Raw genomic sequence first — 14,387 nt, forward strand, 5'->3', positions numbered from 1 at the left:
TACGAGATCTGCCCGGCGATTGTTTCGCTCACCCGATCAGTATTCGATGGCAAGCCGCTTGCGGATTTCGTCGATGCGCTTGTCGAGCGCATCGAACCGCGCGTGGACGGAGCGGTCGTGGAGATAGAAGACGTAACCGCCGGCAAGGAATGCGAAGATCCAGTGATGATGCTCGACATAACCGAAAATCGCCTCGACGGCATGGCCGATGAATGTGACCACACTCCACACAAATTCCATTGCAATTTCCTCCCGGCAGGCCTCGTCTTCGGCCGCCGGTCATCTCCTGCACACTTTTCCCAGTCGATCCGGCAGCCGTTGCCGGAACCTAGCATGGGCCCCTTGCGGCGAGTAGCGGGTCGCTGAACGGTGACATCGAAGCCGATTGCAGCCGCGGCGAAACTCTGCGAAGTCTCGTCTATTCGCATGACCCGCTTGATCTGACGACCCGGACCCGCCAATGCCTTCTGTCTTCGAGACATCGCCCACCGCCATCCCGATCACCTTCGTCACCAAGTCGAGCTGGGATCAGATCGCCGAGACGCTGCCGCCGGTGCAGCGCCAGTTCGCCACCGCGAGCGCCTTTGCCGCCAAGCCGGGCAGCTATCTCGCGCTGCCTGCCCCGGACGGCGCGATCGCGCAAGTGCTGTTCGGACTCGAGGACGAGGGCGCGAGGTCACGCGACCTGTTCCGGCCGGGCGCCCTGCCCGGCCTGCTGCCGCCGGGCATCTATCGCTTTGCCAACGCACCGCACGATGCGCGGCTGGCGTCGCTCGCCTTTGCACTCGGCAGCTACCGCTTCGCCCGCTACCGCAAGGCGGACCGCCCCGCAGCCCGGCTCGTACCGCCCGATGGCGTCGACGCGGCCGAGATCGATCGTGTGGCGGATGCCACGATGCTCGCGCGCGACCTCATCAACACGCCGTCCAACGACATGGGGCCGGAGGAGCTGGCCGCTGCCGCCCACGACCTCGCCGCCGAGTTCGGTGCGAGCTTTGCCTGCACCATCGGTGAGGATCTGAAGATGAATTTTCCACTGATCCACGCCGTCGGCATGGCCTCGGACCGCGCGCCGCGGCTGATCGACATCGGCTGGGGCGATCCTGATCATCCCAAGGTGACGCTGGTCGGCAAGGGCGTCTGCTTCGACACCGGCGGGCTCGACCTCAAGCCGTCGAGCGGCATGCTGATCATGAAGAAGGACATGGGCGGCGCCGCCAACGTGCTGGCGCTCGCGCGCATGGTGATGGATGCGAAGCTCAAGGTCCGCCTGCGCGTGTTGATTCCGGCGGTCGAGAATGCCGTCTCCAGCAATGCCTTCCGGCCGCTCGACATCTTCACCTCGCGCAAGGGCATCACGGTCGAGATCGGCAACACCGACGCGGAGGGCCGGCTCGTGCTCGCCGACGCGCTGGCGCTGGCCGACGAGGAAAAGCCGGACCTTCTGATCGATCTGGGAACGCTGACCGGCGCGGCGCGCGTCGCGCTGGGGCCGGATTTACCGCCCTTTTACACCAATGATGAGACGCTGGCCGCGGACGTCGCGCGGTGCGCGGCGAAGGAGAACGACCCGTTGTGGCGCATGCCGCTCTGGCCACCTTACGATGCGTGGCTGGACTCCAAGACGGCCACGATCACCAACGCGCCTTCGGGCGGCTTTGCCGGCTCGATCACCTGCGCGCTGTTCCTGCAACGGTTCGTCGAGCAGGCGAAGAGCTGGCTTCACGTGGATATTTACGGCTGGACCCCGTCGGCGAAGCCGGCGCGGCCCGAAGGCGGCGAATGTCAGGCCGCGCGCGCCATCTACACTTTGCTGAGCGAGCGCTATGGATGATCCAGGACACGATCCAAGGCACGACCCAAGGCTGACACCGGCGCGCGGAGACCTCGCCGCGAAATATCTCGAAGGCAAGGTGCAAGCCGACCGCTTCGTCACGGGCGAGGAATTCGAGGTCTTCGAGGCGATCGCGCCGGTGCGCGAGCAGCCATCGTCGAACGCGATGCTGATGACGGAGGCGCTGCGCGGCGAGCGCGTCACGGTCTACGATCGCAACGGCGAAGGCTGGGCCTGGGGCCAGCTTGGCGGCGATGGTTATGTCGGCTGGCTCCCCGACGCAGCCCTGATGAAGCCGGCCGCCGCGCCGACCCACCAGGTCAGCGCGCTCCGGACATTCGCCTTCCCCGGTCCCTCGATCAAGCTGCCGCCGGCCGGCACGCTCGCGCTGGGCTCGAAGATCGCGGTGGTGCGCGAGGACGGCAGCTTCGCCGTGACGCGCGACGGACAATATCTGCCTAAGGCCCATCTCGCCCGGCTCGATCATCGCGAGCCGGACTTCGTCGCGGTCGCCGAACGCTTCGTCGGCACGCCCTACCTCTGGGGCGGCAAGAGCAGCCTCGGCATCGACTGCTCCGGCCTCGTGCAGGTCTCGCTGACAGCAGCGGGCATCGGCTGCCCGCGCGACAGCGACATGCAGCAGGCAGGGCTCGGCCGCGCGCTGGAGCCGCATGAGCGGAGCAAGCTGCAACGCGGCGATCTGATCTTCTGGAAGGGCCATGTCGCCATCGTCCGCGATGGCGGCACCATGGTTCATGCCAACGCGCATCACATGGCAACCGTGATCGAGGCAACCGAGCCGGCGATCGCGCGGATCAAGGCGGCGGGCAGCGAAATCGTCGCGATCAAGCGGCTCTAGCGCGACTTGGTAGGACGGGTAGAGCATAGCGAAACCCATCATTCTCACCATGCGCCGCGATGCGATGGGTTTCGCTTCGCTCTACCCACTGAAGACTAGGTCGCCACCGCCCCGTTCCCCGCCGTCTCCAGCCGGAACGCCGCCGCGAACAGCGCGCGCGTGTAATCCGTCTTCGGGCTCTTGAACAGTTCGGCGGCCTGTCCCTCCTCGACCACCTTGCCGCCGCGCATCACGATGAGATGGCTGGCGAGCGAGGCGACGACGCGCAAATCGTGCGAGATGAACATGTAGGTGAGATCGCGCCTGCGCTGGAGTTCCCGCAACAGGTCGACCATCTGCGCTTGAATCAGCATGTCGAGTGCGCTGGTCGGCTCGTCCAGCACGACGAAATCCGGCTCCAGCACCACCGCCCGCGCAATACTGATGCGCTGGCGCTGGCCGCCGGAGAATTCATGCGGATAGCGATAGCGGGTGTCAGCGTTCAGCCCGACGTCCTCGAGCGCCTTGACGACGCGCACCTCGCGCTCCTCGCGCGACAGTTTTGGCTGATGCACGGTGAGGCCCTCGGCAACGATGTCGGCAACGGACATGCGCGGGCTGAGCGAGCCGAACGGATCCTGGAACACGATCTGCATGTCGCGCCGGAACGGTCGCATCTCCTTGAAACGCAGCCCCTGGATGTCCTTGCCGAGGAACACGATGCGGCCGTTCGAGGAGATCAGCCGCATCAGCGCCAGCCCGAGCGTGGTCTTGCCCGAGCCGGACTCGCCGACGACACCGAGCGTCTCGCCCTTGCGCACGGCAATGCTGACGCCGTCGACCGCCTTGATGTGGCCGACCGTCTTGCGCATCAAGCCGCGCTTGATCGGAAACCAGACCTTCAAATCATCGGCGGACATCACCACCGGTGCATTCGGCTGTGGCGGCGCCGGATCGGGCTTCGGCTCCGCCGCGAGCAGGTCGCGCGTATAGGGATGGCTCGGGGTCCTGAAGACCTGCTCGACCGGCCCCTGCTCGACGATCTCGCCGCCCTTCATGACACAGACATGGTCGGCGATGCGGCGCACGATGCCGAGATCGTGGGTGATGAACAGCAGGCTCATGCCGAGCCGGGAGCGGATCTCTGCGAGCAGCGCCAGGATTTGCGCCTGCACGGTGACGTCGAGCGCCGTGGTCGGCTCGTCCGCGATCAAGAGGTCCGGTTCGTTGGCAAGCGCCATCGCGATCATGACGCGCTGGCGCTGTCCGCCGGAGAGCTGGTGGGGATAGCTGTTGAGCCGCGTTTCGGGCTCGGGGATGCCGACTTGCGTCAGCAGTTCCAGCGTCCGCTTGCGCGCCTCGGCATTGCTGGTCGGATTGTGGAGCTGGATGATCTCGCCGATCTGCGCCTCGATCGTGTGCAGCGGATTGAGCGAGGTCATCGGCTCCTGGAAGATGATGGAGATATCGCTGCCGCGAATCTCCCGCATCTGCTGCTCGGACTGGTCGATCAGCTCCCGCCCCTTGAAGCGGATGCTGCCCGAGGGATGCGAGGCGTTCGGATAGGGCAGGAGCTTCAGGATCGAGAGCGCGCTGACAGACTTGCCGGAACCGGACTCGCCGACCAGCGCGACGCATTCGCCGCGCTTGATCTGGAACGAGACCTTGTCGACCGCAAGCGTGGTGGCCCCGCCCTGGTGGAAGGCCACCGAGAGGTCGCGGACGGCAAGCAGGGGCTGGTTGATCGCGTCCATCACGCCCTCACTTGAACGTCTTGCGCGGATCGAAGGCATCGCGCACGGCTTCGCCGATGAAGATCAAGAGCGACAGCATGATCGCGACCGAGAAGAAGCCGGAAAAGCCCAGCCAGGGCGCCTGCACGTTGGACTTGCCCTGCGACAGCAGTTCGCCGAGCGACGGCGAGCCGGGCGGCAGCCCGAAGCCGAGGAAGTCGAGGGCCGTGAGCGTCATGACCGACGAGGAGACGATGAACGGAAGGAACGTCATCGTCGCGACCATCGCGTTCGGCAGCAGATGCTTGAACATGATCACGGCGTTCGACACCCCGAGGGCCCGCGCGGCCTGGATGTACTCGAAATTGCGCCCGCGCAGGAATTCCGCGCGCACGAGCCCGACCAGCGACACCCAGGAAAACAGGAGCAGGATGCCGAGCAGCACGAAGAATCCGGGCACGAGCACCGACGAGAGGATCAGCAAGAGGTAGAGCGAAGGGATCGCAGTCCATATCTCGATGAAACGCTGGAACAACAGATCGACCCAGCCGCCGAAATAGCCCTGCACCGCGCCGGCGGCGATGCCGACGACGGAGGAGACAATGGTCAGGCACAGGCCGAACAGCACCGAGATGCGGAAGCCGTAGATCAGGCGCGCAACCACGTCGCGGCCCTGATCGTCGGTGCCGAGCCAGTTGTATTCGAGGTCGCGGCAGCTCTTGAGGCCCTTCTTCTCGACGACAGGCTTGCACTGCGCCTCGGTCAACATCCAGGTCGGCGGCGACGGCGCCGGCGTCGGCAGGTCGAGATTGTGGGTGTCGTAGGAGTAGCGGATCAGCGGCCAGACGATGCTGCCGCCCTTGTCCTTGATCAGCTTCTGCAAATAGGGATCGCGGTAGTCGGCCGCCGTTTCGAAGTCGCCGCCGAAGGTCGTCTCGGAATAGGTGACGAAGGCCGGCCAGTAGAGATGGCCGTCGTACTTGATCAGAAACGGCCGGTCATTGGCGATCAGTTCGGCAAACAGCGACACCACGAACAGGATCATGAAGATCCAGAACGACCAGTAGCCGCGCCGGTTCGCCTTGAAATTCTGCCAGCGCCGCCGGTTGAGCGGCGATGGCACGAACGGCTTGCGCGTGATCGGCACAGCATCGCCGAGCGGCGACTTTGCGGTGGTTTCGATCGGGGTCGGGGCGGCCAGTGTCATCAGACCTCCCGTGCCTCGAAATCGATCCGCGGATCGATCCACATGTAGGTGAGGTCAGAGATCAGGTTGATCACGAGGCCGACGAGCGAAAAGATGAAGAGCGTGCCGAACACCACGGGATAGTCGCGGTTGAGAACGCTCTCGAAACTGAGCAGTCCGAGCCCATCCAGCGAGAAGATGGTCTCGATCAGAAGCGAGCCCGAGAAGAAAGCGTGAATGAAGGTGCTGGGAAAGCCCGCGATGACGATGAGCATCGCGTTGCGGAAGACGTGGCCATAAAGCACCCGATTTTCGCCGCAGCCCTTCGCGCGCGCAGTCATCACGTATTGCTTGCGGATCTCGTCCAGGAACGAGTTCTTGGTCAGGAACGTCATGGTGGTGAACGCACCGAGCCCCATGGCGATCAGCGGCAGCGTCAAATGCCAGAAGTAATCGATGATCTTCCAGTACCAGGGAAATTGCGACCAGCCGTCCGACGTCAGTCCGCGCAATGGGAACCAGTTGAAGAACGAGCCCCCGGCGAACAGGATGATCAGGAGGATCGCGAACAGGAAGCCGGGAATCGCGTAGCCGAGCACGAGTACGCTGGACGTCCAGGTATCGAAGCGCGTTCCGTCCTGGACCGCCTTGCGGATGCCGAGCGGAATCGAGATCAGGTAAGTCAGCAGCGTCAGCCAGATGCCAAGCGAGATCGAGACCGGCAGCTTTTCCTTGACCAGCTGGAGCACGCTGACATCGCGAAAATAGCTGTTGCCGAAATCGAAGCGGGCGAAATTCCACACCATCAGCGCGAAGCGTTCGGGGGCCGGCTTGTCGAAGCCGAATTGCTTCTCCAGCTTCTTGATGAAGTCGGGGTCCAGGCCCTGCGCGCCGCGATATTTCGAATTGATGGCATCGCCACCAGCGCCCAGCTGACCGGGCGCGCGCTGAGCGAAATCACCGCCGCCCGAGATGCGCGAGCTGCCGCCGGTGTCGGCGCCCGAGAGCTGCGCGATCACGCGCTCGACCGGACCGCCCGGCGCGAACTGCACGACGACGAAGGAGACGAAGAGAATCCCGAGCAGCGTCGGGATCATCAAGAGGATGCGGCGGGCGATATAGGCGCTCATGATTATTTCGCCTGCTCGAGCTTGGCCGCCTTGGCATTATCATGCCACCAGATTTCGGGAGCGCCGACGCCGTTGGCGTAACGCGGCAGCTTCTGCGGATGAGCGAATTGGTCCCAATAAGCGAGCCGGTGCGTCTTGTTATACCATTGCGGCACCCAGTAACGGCCGGCGCGGAACAGGCGGTCGAAGGCGCGGCAGGCGACGGTCAAATCCTCGCGGTTGTCGGCCGCCATGATCTTCTCGATCATGGCATCGATCGCCGGGCTGGCGACGCCCGCAAGATTGTACGAGCCCTTGGTCGCCGCGACCTGCGAGGAGAAGAACGATCGCATGGCGTCGCCGGGCGTCGCCGACATGCTGAAACGCTGGATCGTCATGTCAAAGTCAAAATCTTCCTGGCGCGCCTTGTGTTGCACGGCATCGACGAGACGCACGCTCGCTTCGATACCGAGCGTGCCCAGGTTCTTGATGTAGGGCGCGTGGTGCGGCTGGAAAGAAGGCTCGTCCAGCAGGAACTCGATCCTGAAGACGTCGCCATTCGGCAGCACCCGCTTGCCGTCCTTGATCGGCATGCCGGCCTCGGTCAGCAGTTGCTGGGCCTTGCGCAACAGGCTGCGATCTTGGCCGGAGCCGTCCGAGATCGGAGGCGTGAACGGCGAGGCGAACACTTCGTCGGGCACCTGGCCGCGAAACGGCTCCAGCAGCTTCAGCTCTTCCGGCGACGGAGGCCCATTGCTTGCCATGAGGTCCGAGTTCTGGAACGGTGACACCGTGCGGGCATAGGCGCCGTACATGATGGTCTTGTTGGTCCATTCGAAGTCGAAGGCATTGATCAAGGCCTCGCGCACGCGCGGGTCTTTGAACTTGTCGCGTCGCGTGTTGATGAACCAACCCTGCGCACCGGACGGCGTGTCGTCGGGGACCACCTCCATCTTGACGCGCCCGTCCTTCACCGCCGGAAAGTCGTAGCGCGTCGCCCAGATGCGCGAGGTGAATTCCTCCCGATAGAGATAGTTCTTGCCGGTGAACCCCTCGAACGCGACATCGCGATCTCGATAGAATTCATAGCGCACGACGTCGAAATTGTAGCTGCCGCGGCAAGCCGGCAGGTCGGCAGCCCACCAGTCCTTGACGCGCTCAAATTCGATATAGCGGTTGACCTCGAACTTGCCGACCTTGTACGGGCCAGAGCCGAGCGGGATATCGAGTGACGTTTCGTCGAAGGCGCGCGACGCGTAATACGTTTTCGAGAAGATCGGCAGGCTCGCGACATAAAGCGGCACGTCGCGGGCGCGCCCATTGGCGAAGGTCACAACGAGCGTCGCATCGTCGATCGCTTCCGCGGTCACCATGTCACGCATCTGCAGGATGATCAGCGGATGTCCCTTGGTCTTCAACGCCATCAACGAAAACGCCGCGTCTTGCGCGGAGAGCTTGCTGCCGTCGTGGAATTTCGCCTCCGGCCGCATGGTGAAGCGATAGACCAGTCTGTCCGGTGATATCTGCACGGATTTGGCGGCAAGTCCGTACATTGCATCAGGTTCGTCGTTTGCGCGCACCATCAGTGGCACAAACGTCATGTCCATGCCTTGCGCGCCGTCACCCTTCAGGATGAAGGCGTTGAGCGAATTGAAGGTCTGATAGGACTGGTTGTAGGCCCGCACCGAGGGAATGAGCGAGAACGTGCCGCCCTTCGGCGCATCGAGATTGACGTAGTCGAAGTGGCGGAAGTCGGCGGGATATTTGAGATCGCCGAACGCCGAGATGCCATGCACCTCAGGCGGCAGTTCCGACGCCACAGCGCCGCGCGACAGAGCGGCGCTGAGCGCACCGCCGGCACCCAGGGCCAGCACATGCCGGCGTGAAAGCTGCGCCATGCGGAGAGTATCCTTCACGACTTCTTTGCGATCCGCGCCGCCTTGTCAGCGTCGTACCACCAGATGAACGGGAAGCCGGACTGACCGTATCTGGGCAATTCCGTCGGCCGGCCGAAGCGATCCCAGCGCGCGGTGCGTACCTTCGTGTAGGTCCACTGCGGCACGACATAGTGATTCCACAGCAGCACGCGGTCGAGCGCTTTGGTTGCAGCGACGAGATCGTCGCGATCCCTCGCATAGATCAACCGCTCGATCAGCTTGTCGATCGCCGGATTCTTGATGCCGGTAATGTTGCGCGACCCGGGGATATCGGCGGTCTTGGACGACCAGAACTCGCGCTGCTCGTTGCCCGGCGACTGCGACTCGCCCCATGAGTTGGTGACGACGTCGAAATCCCACTCACGAGTCCTGTTCTCGTATTGCGTCGGATCGACCGTCCTGACGCTGACGGCAATGCCGAGCCGCTCCAGCGAGGGCTTGTAAAACAGAGTAACCCGCTCGAAGCTCGGATCCGAGTTCAGCAATTCGAGAGCGAACTGGGCACCGGTCTTTACGTCGATCAGCTTGCGATCGCGCACCTCGTAGCCCGCCTCCTTGAACAGGCGCAGCGCCTCGCGCAGATTGTCGCGCACGGCTTCCGGACTGCCGCCGACCGGATTGGTGTAGGCCGTTGTGAAGACTTCGGGCGGGACTTCGGCGCGAACGGTCTCGAGGATTTCGAGCTCTTTGCCCTGCGGCAATCCGGTCGCCATGAGCTCGTCGATGCCGTCGAAATAGCTGCTGATGCGCTTGTACTGACCGTAGAAGATCTGCTTGTTCATCTCCTCGAAGTCGAACGCGTAGTTGAGCGCACGGCGCACGCGGGGATCGCTGAACTTGGCGCGGCGCAAATTTGGCACGAAAGCCTGCATGACGCCCGAGCTGCGATTGGCGAATTCCTCGAGGATCACCCGCTTTTCGGTCACGGCCGGGAAGTCGTAGGCCGTCGCCCAGTTCTTCGCGCTGTTCTCGGTGCGCCAATCGACCTGATCGGCCTTGAAGGCCTCGATCGCCACGGTGGCGTCGCGGAAATACTCGTAGCGCAGCTCGTCGAAATTGTTGCGGCCGACATTGGCGGCGAGATCGCGGCCCCAATAGTCCTTGACGCGCTCCAGCGCGATCGAGCGGCCGGCAACGAATTCCTTGACCCTGTAGGGGCCGGAGCCTAGCGGCATTTCGAGCGTGGTCGCCGAAACATCGCGCTTGCGGCCCTGCGCGTCGGTTCCCTCCCACCAGTGCTTGGGCAGGACCGTGAGCTGTCCGACGATCTGCGGCAATTCGCGGTTACCCGGCGCGTCGAATGTGAATTTCACCTCGCGCTCGCCGACCTTCTCCGCCTTCACCACATGGCTGTAGTAGGCCGAATACATCGGGTGGTGCTTCTTGAAGGAATCCAGCGAGAAGATCACGTCATCGGTGGTAACAGGCTTGCCGTCATGCCATTTGGCCTGCGGCCGCAAGCGATAGGTGACGAAGGAGAAATCGTCCGGGTGGCTGACGGCTTCGGCCAGCGCGCCATATTCGGTCGAGACTTCGTCGAGCGCGGGCGTCAGCAGCGATTCGTAGATGAACGCGACGGCTCCGGAGACCTGCCCCTTCACTCCCGATACCACGATGTTGAAATTGTCGAAGGTGCCGACGGCAATCTGGCGCGCAACGCCGCCTTTGGGCGCTTCCGGATTGACGTAGTCGAAGCGCTTGAAGTCGGCGGGGTATTTGACCTTTCCAAACAGCGACAGAGCATGCCGCCAGGGCAACTCGCCAGCGGATTGCGCCGCGGCCGTGCCGATGACGGGAAGGCCCCCTACGGAACCGAGGGCGGGGAGCGCTACGGCTGCAGTGCCGGAGAGCAGGAGATCGCGTCGGGTAATGGCCAAATCAACATTCCTGATCTTGAAGGAGGTTACCCCTTTAAGTGCTCAATATAGGCGAGGTTTCGACGGAATATGTTGCTTTTTCCTCATGTTGGAAGCCCGGACGGCCTGCCGGATGCGGCCAAACGCCCCGATAAACTCACCGCGAGGCCCGGATAAGCAAACGGCCAGGCTTTTCAGCCTGGCCGCACTTTCCAAGATCGGTTTTTGACGGCCTTACTTCGACGCCGTCGGGATCGGTTGAGGATGCTCTGACAGCGAATTCAGATAGGCGATGACGTCGGCGCGCTCGGAGTCCTTCGGGATGCCGGCAAAGCCCATCGCGGTGCCCGGGATGAAGCCCTTGGGGTTCGCAATGAACTTGTTGAGGTCGTCGAACGACCAGGTGCCGCCCTTGGCCTTCATGGCGGCCGAGAAGTTGAAGCCGTTGCGGCCCTCGCCCCTGGCTTCGCCGACGACGCCATAGAGGTTCGGACCGACGCGATTCGGGCCGCCCTTCTCGAAGGTGTGGCAGGCGCCGCACTTCTTGGCGGCCGCCGCGCCCTTCTCGACGGAGGCGGTCTGGAGCAGCTTTTCGATCGGCTCGGAGGCAGCGGCAGCGGCGCCGCCTTCCTTGCCGTGGCCGGCGTCTTCCTTCACGACAATTTCGAAACCCGGCTTCTCGAGCGGCTTCGGCGTGAACAGCGCCTGGGCGGTGAAGCTCGTCACCAGCAGGATGAGACAGGTGCCCAACACGGCACCGAGAATCTTATTGAGTTCGAAAGAGTCCATTTCCGGCCAGGCCCCACACCACAGTAAGGAAATAGCGGCCGCGCGGCCGCCAGGACGAGCCTCGGGAGAATCAAACGTTCCTTGTTGTTTCCCCGAGTTTTGCCATTGAGATATCGGTTTGCCCGGGGTCTGGCAACCCGTATAAGCGACCCGGCTTTCAGCCCGTCCCCACCCCATTTCTCGACGCGGAAAACCTCTCGTTTCCAGGCCCTTGACCCGATGATCGATCCCCGCATCCTGGTGCTGATCCCCGCCCGCATGGCCGCCACCCGCCTGCCCGGCAAGCCGCTCGCCGACATCGCGGGCCTGCCGATGATCGTACATGTGATGCGGCGGGCAGAGGCCGCCGGCATCGGCCGGGTCGCGGTCGCAACCGATACGGACGAGATCGCCTCCGTGGTCACCGCCCATGGCGGCGAAGCCGTGATGACCCGCCCGGAGCACCCCTCTGGCTCGGACCGCATCCACGAGGCGATGCAGAAGCTCGATCCCTCGGGCAAGGCCGAGATCGTGGTCAATCTCCAGGGCGATTTCCCGACCATCACGATCGACAACATCCGCGAGGTGCTGCCGCCGCTGCAGGATCCGGCCGTGGACATCGCAACGCTGGCCTCGCAGATCCATACCGAGGAGGAGGACCTCGCGCCGAGCGTCGTAAAGGCGATCGGAACCTCGCTGGGCGGGAAACGCATGCGCGCACTTTATTTCACCCGCGCGACCGCTCCGACCGGCGACGGACCGCGCTACCACCATATCGGCCTCTACGCCTATCGCCGCGCCGCGCTGGAGCGCTACGTCTCCCTGCCGCCATCCCCGCTGGAGTTGCAGGAGAAGCTCGAGCAGCTCCGGGCGCTGGAGGCCGGGATGCGGATCGACTTCACCATCGTCGACACCGTGCCCCGCGGGGTCGACACGCCGGCGGACCTGGAGACCGCCCGCAGCATCCTTTCCAAATCCTGAGCCGCTGTTACAAGGCCGATCATGAGCAAGCTGAAAATCGCATTCCAGGGCGAGCCTGGGGCCAACTCCCACATCGCCATCGTCGAGGCCTATCCCGACGCCGAGCCGATGCCCTGCGCCACCTTCGAGGACGCGCTGTCGGCGATCTCGTCGGGCGAGGCCGATCTCGGCATGATCCCGATCGAGAATTCGGTCGCGGGCCGCGTCGCCGACATCCATCACCTGCTCCCCGCCTCCGGCCTCTTCATCATCGGCGAATGGTTTCTGCCGGTCCGCCATCAGCTGATGGCGGTGAAGGGGACGAAGCTCGAGGACATCAAGAGCGTCGAGAGCCACGTGCATGCGCTCGGCCAGTGCCGGCGCATCATCCGCAAGCTCGGCATCAAGCCGATCGTACACGCCGACACCGCCGGCAGCGCCCGCGACATTTCCGAGCGCAACGACAAGGCCGTTGCCGCGATCGCCTCGCGGCTTGCGGCAAAGATCTACGGCCTCGACATCCTGGCCGAGGACATCGAGGACGAGGCGCACAACACCACGCGCTTCGTGGTGCTGGCGCGCGAGCCGAAATGGGCGGCGCAGGGCTCGGGGCCGCTGGTCACGACTTTTGTATTTCGCGTGCGCAACTTGCCCGCCGCGCTCTACAAGGCGCTCGGCGGCTTTGCCACCAACGGCGTCAACATGACTAAGCTCGAAAGCTACATGGTCGACGGCAATTTCTTCGCCACGCAGTTTTATGCCGACGTCGACGGCCATCCCGAAGACAAGGGGCTGGCGTTCGCGATCGAGGAGCTGAAATTCTTCTCGCGCGAATTCCGCATCGTCGGCGTGTATCCGGGGCACCCGTTCCGCGCGACGTTCAGCGAGACGCAGCAGGATTGATTGGCTACCCTCCCCTGGAGGGTAAGCTACGCCGCGGCCGCTTTCAGCCCGAACGCCTCCGCCAGCAGCGAATACGATTTCTTCCGTGCGTCGTGATCGTACACGGCCGTAATCACCATCAGCTCGTCCGGCTTGCTCGCATCGATCAACGGCTGCAGCTTCTTCTGCACTGTCGCCGGATTGCCGACGAAGAGGCGCGAACGGTTGCGCGAGATCGAAATGCGCTCGGCGTCCGTATAGGGATAGGCCAGCGCCTCCTCGACACTCGGCAGCGGCAGATATTGCCCGCGGTCGCGGCGCAGGCGGTTGAGATCGAACGAGGCGGCGAGTTTTTGGGCCTCCTCATCCGTGTCGGCCGTGATGACGGCGACGGCGAGGATCGCGTGCGGGCTCGCGCTCCATGCCGAGGGCTGGAAACGGTTGCGGTAATGCACCATCGCATCGATCGCGTCATGGGATGCGAAATGATGGGCGAAGGCGAAGCCCATGCCGACCTGCGCGGCGAGCTCTGAGGAATAATCGCTGGAGCCGAGCAGCCAGATCGGCGGCAGCTTGGTGTCGTCGGGCATCGCGACGACGTTGTTGTAGGGATGCCCTGCGGGAAATTCGCGGGTCTCCCACAGAATCAGTTCGTGCAGCCGCTCCAGGAAGTCGTCGCCCTCGCGGCGATCCAGCCGGCTGCGCAGTGCGTAGGCGGTGGCGCCGTCGGTGCCGGGGGCGCGGCCGAGACCGAGATCGATGCGGCCGGGAAACAGGGCTTCCAGCATCTTGAAGCGCTCGGCCACCACGAGCGGGGCGTGGTTGGGCAGCATCACCCCGCCGGAGCCGACGCGGATGTGCTTCGTCACTGCCGCGATCTGCCCGATCATCACGTCGGGCGCCGGGCTCGCCACCGAGGCGAGGTTGTGATGCTCGGCGAGCCAGTAGCGGACATAGCCAAGCCCATCGACATGGCGCGCCAGATCGATGCTGTTGCGCAGCGCCGCGGCGGGTTTTGTACCTGTGGTGACGACGGAGAGGTCGAGGACTGAGAGCGGGATCATGGCGCGCTAAGGTAGTGAAGGCCGGCGAGGCGGCAATGGGCAGACTGCGCAGGTCTGGCGTGTGCAGACAGCGAGCCCGCACGGCAAGACCGGTTATGGCGATGGGACAATATTTGTCGTAGCCACATCATCCTCACATTGCCCACACCCCTATTTACTTCCGCCCGCCGCCAAAACCGTTACAATTAATTGATTTATCTTGTATTTTGTCATAAGTACA

At 63.8% G+C, this 14,387-nt stretch carries 12 protein-coding genes; 4 read left to right on the top strand and 8 right to left on the bottom strand.

Annotation, left to right across the window (positions count from 1 at the left end):
• Window positions 1-36: 36 nt before the first annotated feature.
• Window positions 37-240, bottom strand: coding sequence for a hypothetical protein (locus tag BJ6T_RS40180; RefSeq protein WP_014498236.1), 204 nt, complete (start codon window positions 238-240; stop codon window positions 37-39).
• A 220-nt stretch (window positions 241-460) separates the two neighbouring features.
• Here BJ6T_RS40180 and BJ6T_RS40185 point away from each other — a divergent pair, with 220 nt between their 5' ends.
• Window positions 461-1,834: a leucyl aminopeptidase family protein gene (locus tag BJ6T_RS40185; RefSeq protein WP_014498237.1), complete on the top strand. Its 1,374-nt coding sequence runs from the start codon at window positions 461-463 to the stop codon at window positions 1,832-1,834.
• Window positions 1,827-2,693 carry a C40 family peptidase gene (locus BJ6T_RS40190; RefSeq protein WP_014498238.1) on the top strand — a complete coding sequence of 289 codons (867 nt, stop codon included), beginning with the start codon at window positions 1,827-1,829 and terminating at the stop codon, window positions 2,691-2,693. The genes BJ6T_RS40185 and BJ6T_RS40190 overlap by 8 nt, the downstream gene beginning before the upstream one ends.
• A 95-nt stretch (window positions 2,694-2,788) precedes the next feature.
• On the opposite strand, the gene BJ6T_RS40195 is transcribed toward BJ6T_RS40190, so the two are convergent.
• The 6 genes from BJ6T_RS40195 to BJ6T_RS40220 all read right to left on the bottom strand — a co-directional run bounded on the left by BJ6T_RS40195 (window position 2,789) and on the right by BJ6T_RS40220 (window position 11,282).
• Window positions 2,789-4,426, bottom strand: a complete 1,638-nt coding sequence (locus BJ6T_RS40195; RefSeq protein ID WP_014498239.1) for an ABC transporter ATP-binding protein — start codon at window positions 4,424-4,426, stop codon at window positions 2,789-2,791.
• A 7-nt stretch (window positions 4,427-4,433) separates the two neighbouring features.
• Window positions 4,434-5,612 carry an ABC transporter permease gene (locus BJ6T_RS40200; RefSeq protein WP_014498240.1) on the bottom strand — a complete coding sequence of 393 codons (1,179 nt, stop codon included), beginning with the start codon at window positions 5,610-5,612 and terminating at the stop codon, window positions 4,434-4,436.
• A complete protein-coding gene (locus BJ6T_RS40205) occupies window positions 5,612-6,721 on the bottom strand; it encodes a microcin C ABC transporter permease YejB (RefSeq protein WP_014498241.1) in 1,110 nt (369 codons plus the stop codon). The genes BJ6T_RS40200 and BJ6T_RS40205 overlap by 1 nt, the downstream gene beginning before the upstream one ends.
• 2 nt (window positions 6,722-6,723) lie before the next feature.
• Window positions 6,724-8,598, bottom strand: a complete 1,875-nt coding sequence (locus BJ6T_RS40210; protein WP_014498242.1) for an extracellular solute-binding protein — start codon at window positions 8,596-8,598, stop codon at window positions 6,724-6,726.
• Between the two features lie 14 nt (window positions 8,599-8,612).
• Window positions 8,613-10,514: an extracellular solute-binding protein gene (locus BJ6T_RS40215; RefSeq protein ID WP_014498243.1), complete on the bottom strand. Its 1,902-nt coding sequence runs from the start codon at window positions 10,512-10,514 to the stop codon at window positions 8,613-8,615.
• 213 nt (window positions 10,515-10,727) lie between these two features.
• Complete coding sequence (locus BJ6T_RS40220) at window positions 10,728-11,282, bottom strand: c-type cytochrome (protein WP_014498244.1); 555 nt, start codon at window positions 11,280-11,282, stop codon at window positions 10,728-10,730.
• A gap of 219 nt (window positions 11,283-11,501) precedes the next feature.
• Between BJ6T_RS40220 and BJ6T_RS40225 the strand changes: the two genes are divergently transcribed.
• Both BJ6T_RS40225 and BJ6T_RS40230 read left to right on the top strand, forming a co-directional pair.
• Entirely contained in the window at window positions 11,502-12,242 is a 741-nt protein-coding gene (locus tag BJ6T_RS40225) for a 3-deoxy-manno-octulosonate cytidylyltransferase (protein ID WP_014498245.1), read from the top strand.
• Between the two features lie 21 nt (window positions 12,243-12,263).
• On the top strand, window positions 12,264-13,124 hold the full coding sequence (locus BJ6T_RS40230) for a prephenate dehydratase (RefSeq protein ID WP_014498246.1): 861 nt from the start codon (window positions 12,264-12,266) through the stop codon (window positions 13,122-13,124).
• 26 nt (window positions 13,125-13,150) lie between these two features.
• Here the strand turns inward: BJ6T_RS40230 and BJ6T_RS40235 are convergent, their stop codons facing one another.
• Window positions 13,151-14,167, bottom strand: a complete 1,017-nt coding sequence (locus tag BJ6T_RS40235; RefSeq protein WP_014498247.1) for an LLM class flavin-dependent oxidoreductase — start codon at window positions 14,165-14,167, stop codon at window positions 13,151-13,153.
• Window positions 14,168-14,387: the final 220 nt, after the last annotated feature.

Source organism: Bradyrhizobium japonicum USDA 6 (assembly GCF_000284375.1).
Lineage (GTDB): Bacteria > Pseudomonadota > Alphaproteobacteria > Rhizobiales > Xanthobacteraceae > Bradyrhizobium > Bradyrhizobium japonicum.